Consider the following 20,192-nt stretch of genomic DNA (forward strand, 5'->3'; position numbering starts at 1 on the left):
TCAGGGCGCAGCCAATCGCCCCGGAGGAACTTGTCCCCCGGGGCAATTGGCGTGGATTCTTGTACTAGAGAATTTTTAGAACGGGTACTGCTTATCGGTGCTCTGCACACCAATCCAATGGTCGGTGGTGAACTCCTCGATAGCCCATTCCCCGTTGAAGCGACCTAGTCCGGAGTTCTTCTCGCCACCGAACATCACATGCGGTTCATCATTAACGGTGATGTCATTGATATGGGTCATTCCAGCCTTGATGCCGCGGGCAAAGCGCACGCCCTTTTCAATGTCGGTCGTGAACACCGCACTGGATAATCCAAACTCGGTATCGTTAGCCAGCTCCAGCGCATGTTCTTCACTGTCCGCCCGAACGATGCCCACTACGGGACCGAAGATCTCTTCACGGAACAACTCCATCTCGCTGGTGACATCCGCAAAAACATGCGGAGGAATCACCCGGCCGACAACTTCTCCGGCCAAAACTTCACGGGCGCCCTCACTTCGCGCCTGCTCGATTTTTCCCTGCACGCTGGCGAGCTGTGAATCATTGATGATGGGCCCCACAATGTTTTCCGGGTTAGCCGCATCTCCGTACTTGATCGTAGCTACGTGGGCCGCAAACTGCTCCACAAACTGGTCGTAGACCGGGGCTTCGACGATAATCCGGTTGATCGCCATGCAGATCTGCCCCTGGTGCAGGAACTTGCCCATGGCTGCTGCGCGGACCGCCTGCTCCATATTTGCGTCGGCGAGCACCACAAACGGCGCATTGCCGCCCAACTCCAGTGCAACGCGTTTCATATGCTTACCGGAGACCGCTAGCTTTCCAACATTTTGCCCCACCGGGGTGGATCCGGTGAAGGAAATGAAGGATGGAACCGGGTGTCCTACAAAATGATCGCCAATTTCCGAGCCCGAACCAATTACCACGCTGAACACACCGCCCGGGATTCCAGCAGCTTCGAAGGCCTTAGCCAAAACCAGTGCGCCTACCAAGGGGGTATCACTAGCCGGTTTGAGCACTACCGCGTTGCCAAGCGCTAAGGCTGGCGCCACCGAACGCTGGGAGAGCAACATTGGGAAATTCCACGGGCTGATCACACCGACCACCCCGACAGGTTCGCGGTATACCCGGTTTTCCTTGCCCGCACTGTTTGACGGCAAGATCTTGCCGTGCACGCGGGTTGGGAAGGTGGCTGCTTCGCGGGTAGCTGCGATGGTTCCGGAGACTTCCACGTTGGCCTTGAGAACCGAGGAACCGGACTCTGCCACGAGCAGCGCGACCAAGTCGTCGTAGTTTGCCTGCAGGTAGTCCGCGGCCTTGTTGAGCACGGCTGCCCGCTTTGCCGGAATCAGCGCCGCCCATTCGCGCTGGGCTGCGCGGGCCGTTTCGTAGGCTTCGTCTACGTCTGCCGTAGAGGCCTGGCGGATTTCAGCAAGTACGGAATCATCAAATGGATTACGGGTGACCAGCGTTGAGCCGCTGTTCCCCTCGCGCCATGCCCCGGCAATAAAAAGCTGTGCCGGTAGTTGATCAAGGAAAGCCGGTCGGTTGGATACTGCTTGCTTGGTCATGGATAGTCCTTCCCACAGTGCGGCTTTCACGCCGCAGCGAATCGAGCTCTTAGCCCCATTGTTCGCGGGAAGCCGGCGCTCTTCAAGGCTCTTATCGCAGAGCGCAATTCCTGGTTGAAAATAATCTTAATTTTCGTCAAAGAGTTCTCGGGCGGCCATAACCTTGGCGGCATGTTTTTCGGACCAGATCCGGATAGCGTCCATGGGTTCAAGTAGGCTGAGGCCTAAATTTGTCAGTTCGTAATCTACCCGGATTGGCACCTGAGCGGTCACCTGGCGATCTACCAGACCGTCACGTTCCAAAGTACGCAGCGTGCTAGTGAGTACCTTGGGAGTCACCGAACCGATGTGCTGGCGTAACTCGGAGAAACGAAGTGGTCCGCTAGCTAGGGTAAGCATCACTAAAGGGGTCCATTTATCTCCCAAACGTTGCATAATTTCACGTGAGGGGCAGTCAGGAACGAGAACATTAAACGTCGGCGTACTATCCATTAGGTAACCTAGTTTCGTTGAAGTACTCAGTATCTAAAGGATACTATCAAAGTGAACGATACAGCTACGAGAGGATCATCATGAAGATTGCAGTTTACGGAGCCACCGGAATGGTAGGCAGCCAGATCACCGCCGAGGCGCTCAGCCGTGGCCACGAAGTCACCGCCGTGAGCAGCACCGGCAAGAGCATCGAAGGCACTGCTTCGGCCACCGCCCAGCTGAGCGATACCGCGGCTTACCGCGATCTGGGTAAAAACCACGACGTTGTTGTCATCTCCGTGCCTCCATCGCGCACGGGCGGCGACCACCAGGAATACATTGACGCCTTCGAGGAAATCACCGAAACCCTCATCCCGGCACGTCTGATCGTTGTCGGCGGCGCAGGAGCGACCGAAGTGGACGGAGTCCGCCTCTACGACACCCCGGGATTCCCCGAAGAATACAAGGCTGAGGCGCTGACCAGCGGCGCCGTGTATGACATGTTGACCTCGGTCTCCGGGATCACCTGGACCATGGCCGCGCCGGCCCCAGTCATCGCCCCGGGCACCCGTACCGGCAACTACACCCTCGGCGCAAACTCCCCTGCCGGTGACTTCGTGTCCACCCAGGACTTCGCGGTCGCTATCGTGGACGAAATCGAAACTCCGGTTCACGAGAACCGTCGTTTCACCGTCGCCAGCGAAAAGTAAAGATCTGCCAACCGGTCGACCAAGGACCAGAGAGATTCATTAACCTTTGCCCTGCAAGGGAACAAATCTGACCTTTGGCTCTTGGTTGACTAAGGTTGTCTACGTCATCTCTCACTCACTCAAAGGTAAATCTGCGTTCATGCGACGAAATCAGCGTGCCACCCGCCTACTCACCGGGGCCTTAGCCCTGCCGTTGGCAGCGGCCCTCATTGCCGGCTGCTCCTCCACCGAGGATCCATCCGCTAACAAGGACACAAAACCCGTCGCCGGGGGAACGCTGGTTTACGCCTCGGGAGACGCCGAGCCTAGCTGCCTTGACCCACATGTGGGCGGCAACTATCCGCAGGCACTGGTGGCATCCCAGTTCATGGAATCGCTGTTCACCAAGGACGCCGAGGGGAAGATCATCCCATGGCTGGCAGAAAAATCCGAGGTTTCCGCCGATGGCCTGACCCGCACCATTACACTGCGTGACGGAATCACCTTCCACGACGGAACCAAGCTCACCTCCGAGGCGATCAAAGCCAATATCGAGCACCTTCAGGATCCAAATACTGCTTCGTCCACCGGCTACCTAGCCGTGGGCAAGGTTGACCAGATCAAGCTCGTCGACGATCTCACCGCAGAACTTAAGCTTTCCGCGCCAGACAACGCGTTGCTCGAATCACTATCCATGCCGTGGACCGCAATTCAGTCCCCCCAGGGACTGAAACGCGATCAGGCAGCAAACTGCGCCGCCCCTGCAGGCACCGGCCCATTCAAGGTCGAATCGTGGGATCGTCAGCAAGCGGTCAATCTGGTGCGTTACGAAGATTATGTCTCCCCGGCAGCAAATGCCGAACGCGCCAGCGCCACCTCCTATCTGGACGGCATCACCTGGCGCTTCATCCCCGAGGCCGCCAGCCGCTATGCGGCGCTACAGTCCGGCGAGGTTGACGTCATTGACAACCCACAGCCAGATACCATCTCCACGGCCGCCGATAACGGACTGGGCCACCTAGACGCGCCACGTCCAGGCGCCTCAAATCGGCTCGAGCTGAACAGCTCCAAGGCACCATTTGATGATGTGCGCGTCCGCGAAGCGTTCATGCACTCCGTCGATGTGAACTCCGGAATCAACTCGCTGTACTTCAACACCGCAAAGCGCAGCTACTCATTGCTCTCCAGTGTTGAACCACTGGGTATCTCGGATGACTCAAAGTTCACCACCGATGCCACCAAGGCTAACGAGCTACTCGATGCTGCCGGCTGGAGCGAGCGCGACTCCGAAGGTTACCGAGTCAAGGACGGCAAACGCCTCACTCTGAAGTTCCCGGTTTCCACCAACCAGTCGGTTCCTGCCGAGCAGTCACTGTTTGAACAGATGCAGGCCGCCGCTAAGCCAGTTGGTTTTGAGGTCAAGATCGAGTTGCTGGATCTGTCCAGCTGGTACGGTGCACTGGCCAAGCACGAGTACGATCTCGTTTCCGCTCCGTACACCAAGGTCGGTCCGAGCGTCCTGCGCATCTTGTTCCACTCCGATTCAACGATTCCCGCACCCAGCGGTTACTTCGCCAACAATGCGCAGATCAAGGATCCTAAGCTAGATCAACTGCTCGTCGACGCGGAGCAAACCAACGACGAAGCTGAGCGTGCCGAGCTCTACAAGCAGGCCCAGCAGATCGTGCTGGACGGCTACTACGTGATGCCGCTCTACGATCAGCAGAACCACTTCCTGTATTCGAAGAACGTTCACGGTATGGGCGAGACCACCGCGGTTTCCTCGCCGATCTACTACAACGTATTCCTCGATAAATAAGCGGTAAACACCTCACAATGAAACTGCTCGCTTGGTTGGGTCGCAAGGTTGGCGGCGCGCTGGTGGTGCTGTGGCTGGTTGCCACCGCCATCTTTATCGGCGTACGCCTCATCCCTGGCGACCCAGCCGAAGCGATCATGGGTGGTCCAGGTTCACAGGCTTCGGCCGAGGCTCTGGCCAACGCCCGCTCCGAGTATGGTCTTGATCTGCCGATCATCAGTCAATATTTTTTGTTCCTCGCCAAACTCATCCGCTTGGACTTCGGAACTTCTTATTCCTTCAAAGACCCGGTCCTGCAGATCATGGGCGAGGTACTCCCACCGACCATCAATCTGGCGTTATTGGCGCTAGTGGTGGCTTGGCTACTGGCCTTACTCTTTGCGTTGCTTGCGATGCGCGCCAATAAATTCGGCCGACTGCTGGGTAACGCGGTAGAGATTGTGGCAGCCGCAGTTCCGCACTTTTGGCTCGGCGCGGTGCTCATCATGTTGTTCTCCTCGATGCTCGGCTGGCTTCCCGCCGTCGCCAATGGAACTCCCGCCGGGCTAGTCTTACCGGTACTGACCTTGGCGCTTCCGCTAGCCGGATTCCTCACCCAGCTGATGCGTGACTCGCTGAATACCGCGATGGGTAGCCAGTTTGCCCTGGCAGCTCGCGCTCGCGGCGAAAGCCGGCTGACGGTGTTCCGCCGTCACGGCTTACGCCATGCCGCTTTGCCTGCGCTTGGGCTGACCGGGTGGGCTTTTTCTTCACTACTTTCCGGTGCGGTGGTCGTCGAGGCGATCTTCGCCCGTCCGGGCTTGGGCCGTTCCTTGCTTTCCGCGGTACTTGCCCGAGACATTCCTATGGTTACCGGCATCGCGTTGTTCTCTGCACTTGTTTATATCGTCGTGATGGCGTTGACCGAAGCCATTGAGCGACTCATCGATCCGGCGGGGGCAGAATCATGAGCCGTACCGCAAAAATTCTCAGCTCACTTTTCATTCTCTTCTGGGTACTCACTGCGTTTGCTCCGTCACTTATTGCTCCGGCAGATCCGCTGGCGATCAATCCGTCCCAGGCCTTTCAGGCCCCTAGCAGCGCTCACATTTTTGGCACCGACGAGTCCGGCCGTGACGTATTCACCCGGGTGATCCACGGTGCCGGCGACTCTCTCTATATTGGTTTGGCTGCCACCGCGCTGGGCATGGGTTTGGCTTTGGTCTTAGGAACCGCGGCCGCCTTGGCTCCGCGCTGGCTCGACGAGGTAATCTTGCGGGTGCTCGAAGCGCTCTACTCGGTTCCCTCCTTACTCATGGCGTTGCTGATTATTGCGTTTACCGGACCCGGCGTGGGCCCGGCGATTGTTGCGGTGGGCTTATCCACGGCCCCCGGTTACGCGCGGCTGGTACGCAGCCAGATCCGCACGCTGAAAAACTCGGAAATGTTGGAGGCCGCCACCGTGCTTGGGCGCGGTACCTGGCTGAAGGTCCGTAATCATCTCGTGCCAAACGCGTTGCAACCGTTGCTCGCGCTGGTCACCTTGGGCATTGGCCAAGCGGTGATCTGGGCGGCTGCCCTGTCATTCCTTGGTCTAGGCACTCCCCCGCCAGCGCCCGAATGGGGTGCGATGCTTTCGGCCGGACGCACCTACTTACACCTTGCCTGGTGGTTGAGCTTCTTCCCGGGACTGGCAATTGTCGTTGTTGCGGCCGGTTCCACGCTGATCGGGCGCGCCCTGGGCGGAAAGGTGAAAGCCGTATGAATCCACTATTAGCAGTCGAAAATCTCTCGGTCAGCTTCGCCGGTCAACAAGCCGTAGACGCCGTGTCCTTCCAACTTGCAGCCGGCGAATGCCTGGCGCTCGTGGGCGAATCAGGTTCTGGAAAGTCGGTCACCGCGCGCAGCCTCATGGGGCTCAGCGGCGGAACCGTCAGCGCCACAAAGCTCATGGTCTGCCACGAAGACGCATTAGCGCTCAGTGAGCCCGCATGGCAGAAGATCCGCGGGAATTCGGTAGTCATGATCCTGCAAGATGCGCTCATGGCCTTGGATCCGCTACGCCCGGTAGGCCGGGAAATCGAAGACGTGCTCAAGGAACATTCGAGCTTGAACAAGTCTCAGCGCACCGCCAAGGTCCGTGAGATCCTGGCCGCGGTGGAGCTGCCAGAACCCGAGCGGCGTATGAAACAGCGCAGCACCCAGCTCTCCGGGGGCATGCGGCAGCGCGTGCTCATTGCCCAAGCACTGATTGGCGACCCGCAGATAGTCATCGCGGACGAGGCGACCACCGCGTTGGATTCCCGCCTCGCAGCCCTGGTGCTCGAGCAGCTGGCCGCACTGAAAAATGAGGGCCGTGCGGTGCTGATGATCAGCCACGATCTGGCTCAGGTCGCTCAGCTGGCGGATCGCATCGCGGTGATGCGCGCCGGTCAAATCGTCGAGACCGGCCCCACCGAACAGATCCTGAACCATCCGCAGCATGAATATACCCGCACCTTATTGCGGGCCATCCCCTCCGGGGTGCCCCGCTTTGCCCCATTAAGTGCCGGCACGCCGGTGAACGAACCGCGTCAGCTAGCACCGGCAAGCACGGATTCGGCTCCGGCGCTGGTGGTGGAAAACCTGTCCAAGTCCTTTGCCAAACATCCTGCCGTCGTGGAAGCCGGGTTTGTGCTTCCCCGCGGCGCGACGCTGGGCCTGGTCGGGGAATCAGGGTCGGGAAAAACCACGACCGCGCGTTTGGTCCTTGGTTTAGAACGTCCCGATACAGGCAGCGTGACGCTGCTTGGTGATCGTTTCGCCCCGCACAGCGAAGCGGCGCGGCGCGGCTTACGGGAGAATATCGGCGCGATCTATCAGAATCCGCTGGGTTCCTTTGATCCGCGCTACTCGGTGGGACAGATTCTCACCGATGCGTTGTCCGCAGGCCGCAGCAAGCGCGCGACGGGCTATAAAGACCAAGTCGGCCGGCTGCTGGAACAGGTGGAGCTGGATCCTGTGCTGAGCACACGCAACCCTCGTGAGCTTTCCGGCGGTCAACGTCAACGCCTGGCGATCGCTCGTGCGCTGGCGCCGGAGCCCAAGGTATTGGTACTCGACGAGCCAGTTTCGGCCCTTGACGTTTCGATTCAGGCCACGGTTCTGGATCTGCTCGATCGTCTGCAGCAAGAAACCGGAACCAGCTACCTGTTCATCAGCCATGATCTGTCGGTGATCGAGCATATGAGCGATTTTGTGGCGGTTATGCATCGGGGACGAATCGTCGAACAGGGCCCCACCGCGCAAGTCTTCGGCGACCCGCAGCATGAGTACACCCGCATCTTAATGACAGCAATGCCGCGGCTGCGTTAACAACCGCGGCATTGCCACCCATAAATTCGATTTAGACTTTGTCGCTGAACTCTTCGCGGACCTGCTTGCGCAGAATCTTGCCCAGCATGGACCGCGGCATCTCGTCGATGGCAACGATGCGTTTAGGCACCTTATAGGCAGCCAACTGGCCACGGCAGTGCTCGCGCAGCGCCGCCTCATCCAAGGTTGCCCCCTCGTCGAGCTGAACCGCGGCAACCACCATTTCGCCGCCTCGTTCTAGCGCCTTGCCGAAGACCGCTGCATCGGCGACATCCGCGTGCTGGCGCAGCGCGTTCTCCACCTCGGAGGGCGAAACGTTAAAGCCACCGGTGATAATCAGTTCCTTGGCCCGGTCAACAATCTGGGTGAAACCATCTTCGTCCACGGTGACCACATCCCCGGTGTGCAGCCAGCCGTCCTCGGTCAAGGTTTTGGCGGTCTCTTCCGGGTTGTTCCAGTAGCCGGCAAACACCTGTGGCCCCTTGATCAGCAGTTCGCCAGGCTCACCCTGGGCTACCTCGCGGCTCGGATCATCAACGTCGACTACCTTCATCAGGGTCGAGGGGAAGGGTACGCCGATGGTGCCGTTGCGCCGCGAAGGATGGAACGGATTGCCCAAGGCCACCGGGGACGACTCGGTCATGCCATAGCCTTCCACCAACAGGCCGCCGGACATCGATTCCCATAGTTCCACCACATGATCTGGCAGGTTCATGGCGCCCGAGATACAGTATTTGGCCGAGCGCAGCGAAATTCCCTGCTCCTTGGCGGCCATCGCGGTGCGTTCATAGATCGGAGGGACCGCGCAGTACACGGTGGCCGGAGATTTCTTCCAGGCGTCCAAGATCAGCTGCGGATCAAATTTCGGGAAGAGCACCAGCAGTCCCTGCTTCTTCACCCCGAAAGTCAGATACAAGGTCATGCCAAAGGCGTGGAACATTGGCAGGATCGCGTAGAGGATTTCCTTGCCCTGCTGTGCACCTTCCATCCATGCTTCGCCCTGCAGCGCGTTGGAATACAGGTTGAAATGCGTGAGCATCGCGCCCTTCGGGCGACCTGTGGTGCCCGAGGTGTACTGAATGACCGCAAGGTCTTGCACAGCTGGGAAGGGGTGCTCGGCGTCCAAGCTACCGGAGGCCAGCAACTGCTTCCACGCCATGGTGCCGGTGGTAGCGGCGGTCAATGATTTTTTGGTTTCACGCAGTTTTTTCAACGGAAGATTCAGCGCCATACGCTTGACCGCCGGGAACGCTTCGAGCAGGTTCACCGCGATGATCGTATCGATCTGCACGTCAGCGGGGAACTTCTGCACGCTGGAGACAACTTTGTCCCAGGCGATGACCACACGCGCCTGGTGGTCTTCAAACTGGTGGCGAAGTTCGCGAGAGGTGTAGAGCGGATTGTGCTCCACCACGACCGCGCCCAGACGCAGCACCGCGTAAAAAGCGACCACATGCTGCGGGCAATTTGGCAGGATCAGCGCCACCCGGTCTCCGGCTTTCACACCAAGTTTGCGCAGCCCCTCGGCTGCTTGCAAAACTTGTTCGCCAAGCTGCGCGTAGCTGACCTGGCGGCCGAAGAATTCGGTGGCCGGACTCTGGCCGGCTTCGCGCACGGAACGTTCGAACATATGGCTCAGCGATTGTGTGGGAAGCTCAATCTGTGCGGGAACCCCTGGCTGGTAGTTGGCCACCCAGGCCGGTGCGGCAGTATTATCCATGACTCTAATCATGCCCGATACCGATGGTTTCGAGTTAAACGTCGGGGGTGAATCTCGCAAATTTTCTGCTCAGTGAGCTTCAAGGATAGTCCCGCGCGGCCGGAGTTTAGCGGGGTTGCGAATGATCTTCGGCCAACCCGGCCAGTGGCTTTACGGTAGGTGAAACAATATTTTTCGGCAGGCGCTGGCCGGTGCGGGTGGCTCCGATTCCTGCCAGAATTACCAGCGCGATGCCCACCATCGCGGCGGGACGTGGCACCTGATGCAAAATGAGGAGTCCAACGGTCATCGCGATCGCAGGTTCCAGACACATCAGCGTGCCGAAGGCCGCGGTGGTCAGCCTGCGTAATGCGAAGATTTCCAAGCTGAATGGGATCACCGGCAATAGCAATGCCAGCCCCACACCGATAATCAGGGTCTGCATATCGAGGGCTTCAAGCACCACGGGGCCAACCATGAACGTTGCAGCGATGGCGGCCACCGGCATCGATACCGCCAAGGCGCCGACACCATCCACAGCATCCCCGGCTCGTTGGGTCAGCAGCACATACACCGCCCAGCAGACAGCTCCACCCAAGGCATAGAGTACGCCGGTCAGATCTACCGCGCCATGCCACGGTTCGGTCAGTCCGAGCACGCCGAGCGCGGCGATCACAGCCCACCACCGGGCGGAGCCACGACCTTGAATTATTGCCACGGCCAGCGGACCCATAAATTCAAGTGCACTGGCGGTGCCCAGTGGAATGGTCTCCACCGACTTCATGAAGCTCACCGTCATGCCGGCTGTAGCCAGACCCAAAAGCGCGCAGATCAGCAGCGTATTTCGAGTGAATTTGAGCTTCCAAGGTCGGGCAATAAGAACCAGAATGACCGCGGCCCAGGCCAGGCGCAACCACGCGACGGCCCCGGAACCAATATTGTCGGCCAGGACGATAGAGGCTGCCAATCCCAATTGGACACAGCTCATTGCGCCGAAGGCCATCATTGAGCCCATCGAGGCGGAGCTGGGTGCGGGTACTGACCGGAAGTTCATGATTACCAGTAGAACTCACGCCGGCTATTCGCGTCCACGCGAGAATCTTGAACATACCATTCGATAATCATGGACAATGATTTTATGGAAACTCGTCGTTTACAGTACCTCTACGAACTGTCCCGCATGGGATCGATGCGTGCAGTGGCAGACATCCTGGGTGCCACCACCTCCACGGTCTCCCAGCAGATCGCACAGCTTTCCCGAGAAGTCGGCGTACCCCTCATCGAATCGAAAGGCCGTGGGGTGCGGCTGACTCCGGCAGGCCGCAGGCTTGCCGAACATGCCCGCAGCATTCTGGCCGCCGTCGATTCAGCACGCCTTAGCCTTAACACCGAGGCCGAGCCTGTCGGAACGGTGCGCGTGGCCGGATTTGCGACAGCGATTCGCCGGTCCTTGATGCCGATTATTGAGGATTTAGCCGTGCATCATCCACGGGTAGATATTGTGGTGCTCGAACATGAACCGGCCGAAGCACTGAACCAGTTAGCCGTGGATGGCATAGATCTGGCGCTGACCTATGACTACAACTTGTCCCCGGAGAAGGTGGCTCCGGGGGTGGAGACGCTCTCGCTGTGGAGCACCGAGTGGGGTTTGGGTGTTCCTTCGGCGCTCGCAGCACCGTTCACTTCACGCCCAGTCGCTGCAGATGCCGCAACGGTCTTCGCAGCCTTCGCACAACATGACTGGATTGGTAATTCCCGCAATATTGCCGACGAGAAGGTGTTGCGGCTGATCTCCTCAATGTCCGGCTTTGAGCCAACAATGCGCCATCAGTCCGATAGTCTCGATCTGGTGGAAGACCTCATCCTGGCAAATCTTGGTGTGGGCCTACTTCCACGTGATCGCCCACCACGCCAAGGGCTCACCATCTTGCCGTTGGCCAATCCGAACCTTGAGCTGCACGCCTACGCCCGCACCCGTCAGGGGCGAAGCACCTGGCCGGCCTTGGCACTGGTGCTCCAGCGACTGCGCGGAGAGTAGGAATTATGCCCGGAACCTACCGCGCGAGCCACGAAAATGTACTACCCGCCACATAGACTTCGACCAAGCGCATCTTATTCGAGGGGGATCCATGGTCCACTGCATTCCATTGGAGCCAGAATTTTCAGCTGGCCAATCGGCTGAAAAGGCGGTGTGGGAGCAACTGCGTCTTTCTTTGCCCGATGACGCGGTGCTCGCCCATTCGGTAGCGGTACGCCACGGTGCCGTGGAGCACGAGATTGACCTGCTCGTCTTGTGGCCCGGGGTCGGACTGGCAGCCATCGAGGTTAAGGGCGGGTTAGTCGGCGTGGAAAATGGCGCCTGGTATCAGTCAGATGCCAGGGGCCGGCACCCGATGAAAGACCCGATGGCCCAGGTGCAAAGCGCCTCCCATGCGTTTAAGAAGTGGATAGCTGAGCAAACCGGCACCGCTTTGAACAGCCGTTTTGCCCACATCGTCTGTCTTCCCTACACAGAAGTTCCAGCTAGTTGGGCGAAGGCAGATCTTCCCCGGGATCTGTTGCTGGATCAAAAAGATCTCAAGCACAGCGCGCATTCTGTGCGCCGCGCGATCCAAGAACAAGGTGGCGGGTATTCCGCCCTGGCACCAGCCTTTGCGGACCGTATTAGCCGGCACCTCGCCGCCGACTTTGCACCCGAGCATTTACAGACCTCCGAGGCATTGGAGAATGAGGATCTTCAAGAGCATCTCACCACACGGCAAGCTATTCTGCTCGGCGCCACGCGTTCGCTTCCCCGAGTGAGGTTTATTGGCGGCGCCGGCAGCGGTAAAACCTGGATGGCAGTTGAAAAGGCGAAGCAGTTAGCCAAGGACAACGAGCGGGTGGGGCTCTTTTGCTACAACAAGGGTCTTGGCCACTACCTGAAAAAGCAGGTTGGCGCCTGGCGCCAAAATAAGCCCATACACGTTGGAGAATTCCACGAGTACGCGCGCAGCCTCGGGGTGCCCGACGGCACCGGACAAGACTATTTTGACGTGCAAATGCCCCGGCTATTACGCGAGCTGGCGCTGGAACTTCCCGAAGCGGAGAAACTCGACGCGATCATCGTCGATGAGGCCCAAGATTTTGCCCCCGAATGGTGGGAAGCGTTACTGGCCTGCACCAAAGACCCGTTACAGGGCAAAATTTATGCCTTCATGGATGTGCGGCAAAATGTGTACCGTCGTTGGAACGGTGAGAACCCGGGTGCAAGCTTTGGCCCCGCGGCCCCACTGGTTCCAATTCATGTTGATGACAACCTGCGCAACACCCGGCGCATCGCGCGAACCTTCAAAAATCTTGCCGGTGATCAGGTCAAACCCCGCGGCGGTCAGGGCATGCCTGTGCGCTTTGTTTCCTGCTCCACCGAGGACGCGGTAGAACTAGCCTCGGACTGTGTCGATCCGCTGATCGAGGAGGGCTGGGCGAACAACCAGATTGCGCTGCTCACCACTAATCGACGCCACCCAATCCATCAGGAACACTACGATCTAAACACCATTGATTCGGCATACTGGCCCGCCTTCCATGCGAATGAGGAAGAATTCTACGGGCATGTGCTCGGCTTCAAAGGTCTCGAACGGTCGGTAGTGGTGCTGTGCGTGAACGGTTTTAAGGACATGTCCCGCGCGGTCGAGCAGCTCTACGTGGGCCTCTCGCGCGCCCGGAGTTTGCTGGTGGTCGTCGGCGACAAGGAACTAATCGATGAAGCCTGCGGCACCGAACTTCATGCAGCCCTTGCCTCGGCAACACCTTGGACTCCCTAGAAGTTCAGCCCCCGGGCCGCCACATCCCAGTGTTCGATCACTTCACCATCTCGCACCACTGACACCTGATCGACCAGATTCACTGCCACGCACACATGGTTAGGAATAACCCGCAGTTGCTCACCGTAGGCCGGAAGCGGTTGGCCTTCGGGCCAGAGCACTGTCGCGTGATGTTCGGAGATAGCGCTGATCCGTGCGTCCGGATTTTCAAGGATCCGGCCAAAGCCGGTAGCCCAACCCGGCCGGTCCGAGCCGAGGATCTTGCTACCCGCGTCCAGCACGATTCGCCGCGGGTTCTGGGCATCGCCCTCGTGGCGGCTGATCACCGTGGAGGCCACACTCAGTGCGATGTTCTCCCACTGGCAGCGTCCCAGTTCAAATTGCTGGGCATCGCCGAAGACATACACTCCCGGGCGCACCTCGGTCAGCAGGGAGTTGTCCGCTAATTCCGCCGTGGGGGTTGATCCCCCGCTGATGCGTTTGAGTTCAAAGCCGTCCGCGCGCAGTAGCCTGGCTGCTTCACCAAGCGCATGTTGCTCTTGGTCGGTGACTTCTTGGGGTTTTCCCGGGGCGTAGCTGTGACCCGGGAAAGTGAAGATTCCGATGACATTCAGGTCTGCCTCACGAGCGGCCCGAGCAACGTCCAGCGCCTCATCGGGCAGCACACCGCTGCGATGATGTCCGCTGTCGATCTCGATCATTAGCCCAAGCTTGTCTTTTTTATCTGCGAGCTGACGGGCAAGCTGTTGCACCGCGGCAATTGAGTCGGTACCGAGGGAAAGTTTGACGTAGCTGAGCAGTTCACGGATGCGTTTTGCTTGGGCGTCGGAAATCCACAGCGGGTAGGCCACAAAAAGATCACCCACGCCGTGCAGTGCAAAAGTCAGCGCCTCGCCGATGGTGGCCACGGTCAGCCCTACGGCTCCGGCCTCCAGCTGACGCCCGGCAATCTCGTGCATCTTATGCGTCTTGGCGTGTGGGCGTAGTGCCAACCCCTTGCCGGCGACATTCTTGGCTACCCGATCGATATTCCGGTCTAAAATATCAAGATTTATCAAGATCTGCGGAGTTAACAATCCCTGTGGGAGCCCAGTCATTAACGCCAACTTTCTCAACACCTATCGATGATCCACCTAGTACGTTACCTGCCACGAGTGCATCTCTAGCTATCGTTGGCTCAAAAGCGCGGAGCCACGTAACTTCATCGAAAGTTCGTGGGCATGATGCAGCAGTAATTTCCCTAAGGCTTCTTGGCGGGAGGGTTCGAAGCGCGACTCGATCCCGGTTAAACTCAAAGCCCAGGCTGGTTGCCCGGAAGCGTCAAAAACCGCGGCGCCAATGCCCCAGCTGCCCTCGACGATCAGCCCGGGGTTCAACGAATACCCCAAGGTACGGGTCTCTTCGATCTTGCTTCGCACCTGCCCGGCACCGTGCGCCTGACCATATTCGGCGACCAGATTACTGGATTCTAGATACCGTTCCATCGCCTCTTCGGGCAGGAAAGCCAAGATGGCAATTCCCGCCGAGGCTACCCCGAGAGGGAATCGTCGCCCTTCATAGAGCACAAAGGAACGGATCGGGAAGGCGCCATCTTGACGCAATAGGCAGACCGTTTCGTCGCCACGGCGGGCGGAAAGAAATGCGCTCTCTCCGGTTTCTTCGGCGAGAGCCGCAACGTGTACGCGAGCCAGTTCGCTGATGTCATAACGTTCGGCGGCCACCGCACCCATCAAATATAGTTCCGGCCCCAGCAACCAGCGCCCGGCTTGGTGGTCATGATCGCAGAATCCTTCGGCGGTCAGCGCCGAGAGCAGACGATGCACGGTGGGTCTGGCTAATCCGGTATGCCGGGCTACCTCAGTGGTGGTGATCCCTTGGGGCATCGAGGTACTGACCGTTCGCAGTACCGCCGCCAAGCGTCCGACTACTTGGGCACCGGCAGGAGTTTTACTCATATCCACATTATGAACGATTTACCGATGGCTCATCACCTATCGAGCAATATTGAGCAGTTCGCGCAGAACTATTGAGCTATCCACTTGGAGTTACTACGGTCTAAGTTAAGCAACACTCAAATCCATATTGTGGACGGACAGGGTACAAAGATGTCAACGAAGTATCGTGAGGACGCCGCGCGGGAACTCGCCGCGGTGGTCAAAGATGGAATGATCATTGCCGTGGGCGGCTTTGGACTTAGCGGCATTCCCAACCGGCTGATCACCGCACTGCGCGACACTGGTGCCAAAAACCTGACCATTGTTTCCAACAATATGGGCGTCGATGGCAAGGGCTTAGGCGTACTGCTGGAAAACAAGCAGGTGGCCAAGGTGCTCGCCTCTTATGTAGGGGAAAACAAACTTTTCGCCCAACAATTCCTCAACGGTGATCTTGAGGTCGAATTTGTACCGCAGGGCACGCTCGCCGAACGGCTTCGTGCAGGAGGCGTGGGAGTACCCGCTTTCTATACCCCCACCGGGGTGGGTACCCCCATCGCCCAAGGCAAAGAGGTGATGGAGTTTGACGGGAAACCAGCCATCTTAGAGCGCGGCATCGTCGCGGACATCGCGTTGGTGCGTGCTCATCAGGCCGATAGCGAAGGCAATCTGCGTTACCGGATGACCTCGAAGAACTTCAACCCGCTGGTTGCCATGTCCGGTAAGCACACCTTCGCCGAGGCCGAGGAAATCGTCGACGGTTACCTCGACCCGTCCTTGGTGGAAACCCCCGGAATTTTTGTGAAGACCCTCGTGGACACCGACGACGTCAAAGACATCGAACAGCGCACCGTCCGCCCGAAGCAGGAGGCCTAACCATGTGGACCAGAGATCAAATGGCCGCCCTGGCCGCCAGTGAACTAACCGATGGACAGTATGTGAACCTGGGCATCGGCATCCCCACCCTGGTGGCGAATAATCTGCCCGAAGGTGTCTCGGTGAAGCTGCAAAGCGAAAACGGGTTGCTGGGCATGGGTCCCTTCCCCTTCGAAGGCGAGGAAGACGCCGACCTGATCAACGCGGGCAAGCAGACCGTCACCATCCTGCCCGGTGGCAGCTTCTTCGACTCGGCCACCTCCTTCGGCATGATCCGCGGCGGCCATGTGCAGACCGCGATCCTAGGAGCCCTGCAGGTAGCCGCCAACGGCGACCTGGCCAACTGGACCATCCCGGGCAAACTGGTCAAGGGCATGGGCGGCGCCATGGACCTGGTGGCAGGCACCCCTCGGGTTATTGTGCTCACCGACCACGTTGCCAAGGACGGAAGCTCCAAGATCGTCGAGTCTTGCGATCTGCCGCTGACCGGGGTGGGGGTTGTGGACCGCATCATTACCGACCGCGCAGTTTTTGACATCGTTAATGCCACACTGGTGTTGCGTCAGGTCGCACCGGGGGAAACCCCGGAAAGCATCAAGAACATTACCTCAGCGAAATTCACCGTAGAACTCAAGGAGGACCTCTTAGCATGAGCGTCAAAATTGTAGGTTACGCACGCACCCCCTTCATGAAATTTAACGGTGCCCTCGCGGCCATCCCCGCCACCGAGCTGGGAGCCCACGCCGCCAAGGCCGCGCTGGAACGTGCCGGAGTTGACCCGTCCGAGGTGCAACGCGTTTTTGCCGGCCAGGTGCTCCAGGCCGGCGCCGGGCAGAATCCTGCGCGGCAGACCTCCATCGGTGCGGGCATCGGGTTGGATGTTCCGGCAATCACGCTGAACGCGGTTTGCCTTTCCGGCGCCGAGGCGGTGGTGGCAGCCGAACGTTTAATCGCGTCCGGCGAGGTTGACGTGGTCCTGGCAGTCGGCCAGGAATCGATGTCATTGGCCCCGCATGTGCAGCGTGCCCGCGCCGGCACCAAGTACGGCGCTATCGAAATGATCGACACCCTGGAGTACGACGGGCTCACCGACGCCCACGAGAAGCGCTCCATGGGTGTCTCCACCGAGGAACATAACACCTCCTTAAAGCTGGACCGCGCATCCCAGGACACCGTCGCGGCACACTCGCACCAGCGCGCTGCCGCATCGGAAGAATTTTTCGCCGGCGAAATCGCACCGTTGACCATCACCACCCGCAAGGGCGAGACCGTGCACGGCGCCGATGATGGAATCCGCCCGCAGACCACCGTTGAATCCCTCGGCGGTTTGCGTGCCGCCTTCGCCAAGGAAGGCACCGTCACCGCGGGTAATTCCTCGCAGATCACCGACGGCGCGGCAGCAATAGTGCTCGCCTCCGACGCGGCGATCAAACGCCTGGGCCTGAAGCCGATGGCCGAAATCCTGTCCCACGCATTTGTTGCCGGACCGGACCGCACCTTGCACGATCAGCCATCCAACGCGATCAACACCGCGCTGGCCAAGGCCGAAGCAAAGGCCGCGGACCTGCAGGTGGTCGAGATCAATGAGGCTTTCGCTGCCGTGGCCGTGCAGTCCACCGCCACCTTGGGTATCAGCCCCGAGATCGTCAACCCGCACGGCGGGGCGATCGCGCTGGGCCACCCGATCGGGGCTTCCGGTGCACGCATCATCGGCACCCTGGCCCGTCAGCTCCAGGAGCTCGGCTCCGGATCGCTGGGTGCGGTAGGCATCTGTGGTGGCGGCGGTCAGGGCACCGCGGTAGTACTGCGTTCGCTCTAATCGCCCACTGCTCGCGTCGTTGACGCACAAGAACCCACGTTGAAGCTCAACGTGGGTTCTTTGCGGTTTATTGTCTTAGTGCCACAGCGGCTCGCGAGCCACATGATCTGTCAGTAGCTGGGATTCCACGCGCAGCACCTGACCGTTAGGCACCCACTGATGACGAGTTCCGTGCAAGGCACTGAGCACCGAACGGATCAGCGAGCCGTGGCTGACCACCACCACACGCTGTCCCGGGTGCTGCACACTAATCTTGAACAACACGTTGATGGCGCGTTCCACCAGATGTTCTTCGCTCTCCCCTAAATCCATCAGGCGTCGCACATTGTCCTCGCTCAACCCGGTGACGACGGTGCCCTCCGCGTCGCCGTAATCGCGCTCCATCAGTTCCGGAAACTCTTGCACGCGCGGAGCTCCGAGCAGATCCGCGATGATCTGCGCGGATTGGCGGGCACGGAAAAGCGGCGAAGAAACCACCACATCCCAGGGGCCGGTTCCGGCAAGTTCCATTGCCGCTGCGGCTGCCTGTCGACGTCCGGTCTCATTCATCGGCAGGTCGCTGCGCCCTTGCAAGCGTCCTGCCCGGTTCGATTCGGTTTCTCCGTGCCTCACGAAGATGATTTCTGCTGCATTCATGGTGTTCTGCCTTTCGAATGCGCCGGAATTCTGGCGCGTGTTGCGTTTTTAGTGGTGCTTGCCTGCTGGTTTTTGGGTTTCCGTGATCCGTGGCGCACCGGGATCGGGGTGCTGCTCATCGAGTGCGAATCGATATGGTGCAGCGAGAACCACGAGCCTTCCGGCCCGCTAAGAATCTGTTGCGGTGCGTAGACGTCGGTGTTGTACGAGGTCGCCGGCGCCTGGTAGACGTTGGTGCCCTTGAGCTGTCCCACGCCGGCCTGATGGAAATGCCCGCAGAGGATGCCGCGCACGTCACTGCCGCTGAGCACCAGTGCGAGCTCCTCGGGATTCGCCAGCCCGCGTCCGATCATGTGCGCATTGAGGGAATCCACCGGCGGGTGGTGCAAGGCAATGAGCGAACCGCGCGGTGCCGGGACCCGCAGCAGGCCCGAGAGCCACTGCAGCTGTTCCATGTCCAGCCGCCCCTGGGATTCGCGATATCCGCCGCTGTCCAACCCGATGATGCGCAGCCCGTTGATCTCGTGGACGGTGTTTGCGATGCGTGGTCCGGTCGAGAGCCGGTACACGTTGAATGCCTCGTTGATTGAATCCTGCGGGTCGTGGTTGCCAGGCACGGTGATGATCGGGCAGCCGAGCTTGTCCTGGAACTTGGCGAAGAGCTTGGCCGCCCGGCCGTGGATCGGCGCCCCGCGGTCGGCGATATCCCCGGTCACCACCACCACGTCGGGATTAAAATGCTTGGCCGAATGCAGTGCCGCACGCAACCGTGCCCATGCGTCGATGGTGCCGTGCAGCAGTTTTCCCTCGGCACACAGGTGCGGGTCGCTCAGCTGCACCACGGTGAGCTTTTTCATGAGCTGGCCACCAGCGGCCGCACAGTTCTTGCTCTGGCATGGGTGCCTAGCTCCAGCAGCCTGTGGAGTTCGGCCCCGGTCAGCCCCTTGCTCAGCAGGTAGCCGGTCACCGAGCCATAGCTTTCAACCAGCCAGTCCAGGGTGCCATTCAGGGTATTCGCGACGTGGCCGGGCAGACCATAGCCCGGTTCACGAACCGCCGACGCGAAGTCGGCGATGATCAGCTCACGCGCAACTCCCATCGCTTCGAGCAGCAGCGCGATCACCAGCCCGGTGCGTTTTCCACCGCTCTGGCAGACCACCGCGGTGTTTCCCTCCGCCGGCTGCGCGATCACCCGAAGCGCCGCCACCAGGCGTGCCCCGCGGCCATCGAGCAACAACCGCTGGTTCTGGCTCAGCGTCCGATCGCTAGGGTTCTGCCCGCAATAGAGCGGGATCCCCCGGTAGCGCAGCCCGGCAATGTCCCCCAGCGGTTCGTGCGGAATTTCGCGTGGTTCACGCAGATCGATCAGCGTAGTGATTCCCCGCAGGCGTAGCTGTCCGGCGTACGCAGCGTCCGTGGTTTGCGGGGCCACACCCCGGTAGATGGTCTTTGTTCCGAACCCCGGAACCGGGCGCAGGCTCATGAGTTCGGCAGCTGCGACCTGTACTGGTGACATCGTGCTCCCCTAGCCTCGATTCCTT

Annotated in this window: 19 protein-coding genes; 10 read left to right on the plus strand and 9 right to left on the minus strand. The window is 59.7% G+C overall.

Features of this window, described 5'->3' with window-relative positions; all coding sequences use genetic code 11:
* Positions 1-75: 75 nt before the first annotated feature.
* Positions 76-1,569, minus strand: a complete 1,494-nt coding sequence (locus tag IEX04_RS01730) for an aldehyde dehydrogenase family protein (RefSeq protein WP_096254823.1) — start codon at positions 1,567-1,569, stop codon at positions 76-78.
* 126 nt (positions 1,570-1,695) lie between these two features.
* Positions 1,696-2,061, minus strand: coding sequence for a winged helix-turn-helix transcriptional regulator (locus tag IEX04_RS01735; protein ID WP_096254822.1), 366 nt, complete (start codon positions 2,059-2,061; stop codon positions 1,696-1,698).
* Positions 2,062-2,141: 80 nt separating this feature from the next.
* Between IEX04_RS01735 and IEX04_RS01740 the strand changes: the two genes are divergently transcribed.
* The 5 genes from IEX04_RS01740 (at position 2,142) to IEX04_RS01760 (ending at position 7,881) form a co-directional block, all read left to right on the plus strand.
* The gene (locus IEX04_RS01740) at positions 2,142-2,750 is read left to right on the plus strand and encodes an NAD(P)-dependent oxidoreductase (RefSeq protein ID WP_096254821.1); all 609 of its coding nucleotides are present in this window, start codon (positions 2,142-2,144) and stop codon (positions 2,748-2,750) included.
* Positions 2,751-2,889: 139 nt separating this feature from the next.
* Entirely contained in the window at positions 2,890-4,548 is a 1,659-nt protein-coding gene (locus IEX04_RS01745) for an ABC transporter substrate-binding protein (RefSeq protein WP_188683225.1), read from the plus strand.
* A 17-nt stretch (positions 4,549-4,565) separates the two neighbouring features.
* The gene (locus IEX04_RS01750; protein ID WP_096254819.1) at positions 4,566-5,498 is read left to right on the plus strand and encodes an ABC transporter permease; all 933 of its coding nucleotides are present in this window, start codon (positions 4,566-4,568) and stop codon (positions 5,496-5,498) included.
* Positions 5,495-6,292 carry an ABC transporter permease gene (locus IEX04_RS01755; RefSeq protein ID WP_188683226.1) on the plus strand — a complete coding sequence of 266 codons (798 nt, stop codon included), beginning with the start codon at positions 5,495-5,497 and terminating at the stop codon, positions 6,290-6,292. The genes IEX04_RS01750 and IEX04_RS01755 overlap by 4 nt, the downstream gene beginning before the upstream one ends.
* Entirely contained in the window at positions 6,289-7,881 is a 1,593-nt protein-coding gene (locus IEX04_RS01760; protein ID WP_188683228.1) for a dipeptide ABC transporter ATP-binding protein, read from the plus strand. The genes IEX04_RS01755 and IEX04_RS01760 overlap by 4 nt, the downstream gene beginning before the upstream one ends.
* 31 nt (positions 7,882-7,912) lie before the next feature.
* Here the strand turns inward: IEX04_RS01760 and IEX04_RS01765 are convergent, their stop codons facing one another.
* Both IEX04_RS01765 and IEX04_RS01770 read right to left on the minus strand, forming a co-directional pair.
* A complete protein-coding gene (locus tag IEX04_RS01765) occupies positions 7,913-9,601 on the minus strand; it encodes a long-chain-fatty-acid--CoA ligase (protein ID WP_188683230.1) in 1,689 nt (562 codons plus the stop codon).
* Positions 9,602-9,707: 106 nt separating this feature from the next.
* The gene (locus IEX04_RS01770) at positions 9,708-10,634 is read right to left on the minus strand and encodes an EamA family transporter (RefSeq protein WP_229676943.1); all 927 of its coding nucleotides are present in this window, start codon (positions 10,632-10,634) and stop codon (positions 9,708-9,710) included.
* A gap of 69 nt (positions 10,635-10,703) precedes the next feature.
* On the opposite strand from IEX04_RS01770, the gene IEX04_RS01775 reads away from it, so the two are divergent.
* Positions 10,704-11,618 (plus strand): LysR family transcriptional regulator, encoded by a 915-nt coding sequence (locus IEX04_RS01775; RefSeq protein ID WP_229676944.1) that lies wholly within the window; start codon positions 10,704-10,706, stop codon positions 11,616-11,618.
* A 91-nt stretch (positions 11,619-11,709) separates the two neighbouring features.
* Entirely contained in the window at positions 11,710-13,386 is a 1,677-nt protein-coding gene (locus IEX04_RS01780; RefSeq protein ID WP_188683232.1) for a nuclease-related domain-containing DEAD/DEAH box helicase, read from the plus strand.
* On the opposite strand, the gene IEX04_RS01785 is transcribed toward IEX04_RS01780, so the two are convergent.
* On the minus strand, positions 13,383-14,483 hold the full coding sequence (locus IEX04_RS01785; protein WP_188683234.1) for a D-TA family PLP-dependent enzyme: 1,101 nt from the start codon (positions 14,481-14,483) through the stop codon (positions 13,383-13,385). The two genes, IEX04_RS01780 and IEX04_RS01785, sit on opposite strands and share 4 nt — an antisense overlap.
* 69 nt (positions 14,484-14,552) lie before the next feature.
* Positions 14,553-15,341: an IclR family transcriptional regulator gene (locus IEX04_RS01790; RefSeq protein WP_096254812.1), complete on the minus strand. Its 789-nt coding sequence runs from the start codon at positions 15,339-15,341 to the stop codon at positions 14,553-14,555.
* A gap of 150 nt (positions 15,342-15,491) precedes the next feature.
* Between IEX04_RS01790 and IEX04_RS01795 the strand changes: the two genes are divergently transcribed.
* From IEX04_RS01795 to IEX04_RS01805, 3 genes are read left to right on the plus strand one after another with little or no spacing between them, the layout of a single operon-like run.
* A complete protein-coding gene (locus IEX04_RS01795; protein WP_096254811.1) occupies positions 15,492-16,196 on the plus strand; it encodes a CoA transferase subunit A in 705 nt (234 codons plus the stop codon).
* Between the two features lie 2 nt (positions 16,197-16,198).
* Positions 16,199-16,849, plus strand: a complete 651-nt coding sequence (locus IEX04_RS01800; protein ID WP_188683236.1) for a 3-oxoacid CoA-transferase subunit B — start codon at positions 16,199-16,201, stop codon at positions 16,847-16,849.
* Entirely contained in the window at positions 16,846-18,015 is a 1,170-nt protein-coding gene (locus tag IEX04_RS01805) for an acetyl-CoA C-acyltransferase (RefSeq protein WP_188683238.1), read from the plus strand. Before IEX04_RS01800 ends, IEX04_RS01805 begins: the two co-directional genes overlap by 4 nt.
* Positions 18,016-18,090: 75 nt before the next feature.
* On the opposite strand, the gene IEX04_RS01810 is transcribed toward IEX04_RS01805, so the two are convergent.
* Genes IEX04_RS01810 through IEX04_RS01820 form a run of 3 tightly spaced genes read right to left on the minus strand, consistent with a single transcriptional unit; the run spans position 18,091 to position 20,167 of the window.
* Complete coding sequence (locus IEX04_RS01810) at positions 18,091-18,651, minus strand: histidine phosphatase family protein (protein WP_188683240.1); 561 nt, start codon at positions 18,649-18,651, stop codon at positions 18,091-18,093.
* A complete protein-coding gene (locus IEX04_RS01815) occupies positions 18,648-19,508 on the minus strand; it encodes a metallophosphoesterase (RefSeq protein WP_188683242.1) in 861 nt (286 codons plus the stop codon). The genes IEX04_RS01810 and IEX04_RS01815 overlap by 4 nt, the downstream gene beginning before the upstream one ends.
* Complete coding sequence (locus tag IEX04_RS01820; protein ID WP_188683243.1) at positions 19,505-20,167, minus strand: tyrosine-protein phosphatase; 663 nt, start codon at positions 20,165-20,167, stop codon at positions 19,505-19,507. The genes IEX04_RS01815 and IEX04_RS01820 overlap by 4 nt, the downstream gene beginning before the upstream one ends.
* Positions 20,168-20,192 lie beyond the last annotated feature (25 nt).

Origin of the sequence: Glutamicibacter ardleyensis (assembly GCF_014644555.1) — a bacterium.
Taxonomy (GTDB): domain Bacteria; phylum Actinomycetota; class Actinomycetes; order Actinomycetales; family Micrococcaceae; genus Glutamicibacter; species Glutamicibacter bergerei.

Excerpts from the sequence above, each read along its gene's own strand:
- IEX04_RS01730 (WP_096254823.1), bottom strand. The coding sequence starts at position 1,569 with ATGACCAAGCAAGCAGTATCCAACCGACCGGCTTTCCTTGATCAACTA.
- IEX04_RS01735 (WP_096254822.1), bottom strand. The coding sequence starts at position 2,061 with ATGGATAGTACGCCGACGTTTAATGTTCTCGTTCCTGACTGCCCCTCA.
- IEX04_RS01740 (WP_096254821.1), top strand. The coding sequence starts at position 2,142 with ATGAAGATTGCAGTTTACGGAGCCACCGGAATGGTAGGCAGCCAGATC.
- IEX04_RS01745 (WP_188683225.1), top strand. The coding sequence starts at position 2,890 with ATGCGACGAAATCAGCGTGCCACCCGCCTACTCACCGGGGCCTTAGCC.
- IEX04_RS01750 (WP_096254819.1), top strand. The coding sequence starts at position 4,566 with ATGAAACTGCTCGCTTGGTTGGGTCGCAAGGTTGGCGGCGCGCTGGTG.
- IEX04_RS01755 (WP_188683226.1), top strand. The coding sequence starts at position 5,495 with ATGAGCCGTACCGCAAAAATTCTCAGCTCACTTTTCATTCTCTTCTGG.
- IEX04_RS01760 (WP_188683228.1), top strand. The coding sequence starts at position 6,289 with ATGAATCCACTATTAGCAGTCGAAAATCTCTCGGTCAGCTTCGCCGGT.
- IEX04_RS01765 (WP_188683230.1), bottom strand. The coding sequence starts at position 9,601 with ATGGATAATACTGCCGCACCGGCCTGGGTGGCCAACTACCAGCCAGGG.
- IEX04_RS01770 (WP_229676943.1), bottom strand. The coding sequence starts at position 10,634 with ATGAACTTCCGGTCAGTACCCGCACCCAGCTCCGCCTCGATGGGCTCA.
- IEX04_RS01775 (WP_229676944.1), top strand. The coding sequence starts at position 10,704 with ATGGACAATGATTTTATGGAAACTCGTCGTTTACAGTACCTCTACGAA.
- IEX04_RS01780 (WP_188683232.1), top strand. The coding sequence starts at position 11,710 with ATGGTCCACTGCATTCCATTGGAGCCAGAATTTTCAGCTGGCCAATCG.
- IEX04_RS01785 (WP_188683234.1), bottom strand. The coding sequence starts at position 14,483 with ATGACTGGGCTCCCACAGGGATTGTTAACTCCGCAGATCTTGATAAAT.
- IEX04_RS01790 (WP_096254812.1), bottom strand. The coding sequence starts at position 15,341 with ATGAGTAAAACTCCTGCCGGTGCCCAAGTAGTCGGACGCTTGGCGGCG.
- IEX04_RS01795 (WP_096254811.1), top strand. The coding sequence starts at position 15,492 with ATGTCAACGAAGTATCGTGAGGACGCCGCGCGGGAACTCGCCGCGGTG.
- IEX04_RS01800 (WP_188683236.1), top strand. The coding sequence starts at position 16,199 with ATGTGGACCAGAGATCAAATGGCCGCCCTGGCCGCCAGTGAACTAACC.
- IEX04_RS01805 (WP_188683238.1), top strand. The coding sequence starts at position 16,846 with ATGAGCGTCAAAATTGTAGGTTACGCACGCACCCCCTTCATGAAATTT.
- IEX04_RS01810 (WP_188683240.1), bottom strand. The coding sequence starts at position 18,651 with ATGAATGCAGCAGAAATCATCTTCGTGAGGCACGGAGAAACCGAATCG.
- IEX04_RS01815 (WP_188683242.1), bottom strand. The coding sequence starts at position 19,508 with ATGAAAAAGCTCACCGTGGTGCAGCTGAGCGACCCGCACCTGTGTGCC.
- IEX04_RS01820 (WP_188683243.1), bottom strand. The coding sequence starts at position 20,167 with ATGTCACCAGTACAGGTCGCAGCTGCCGAACTCATGAGCCTGCGCCCG.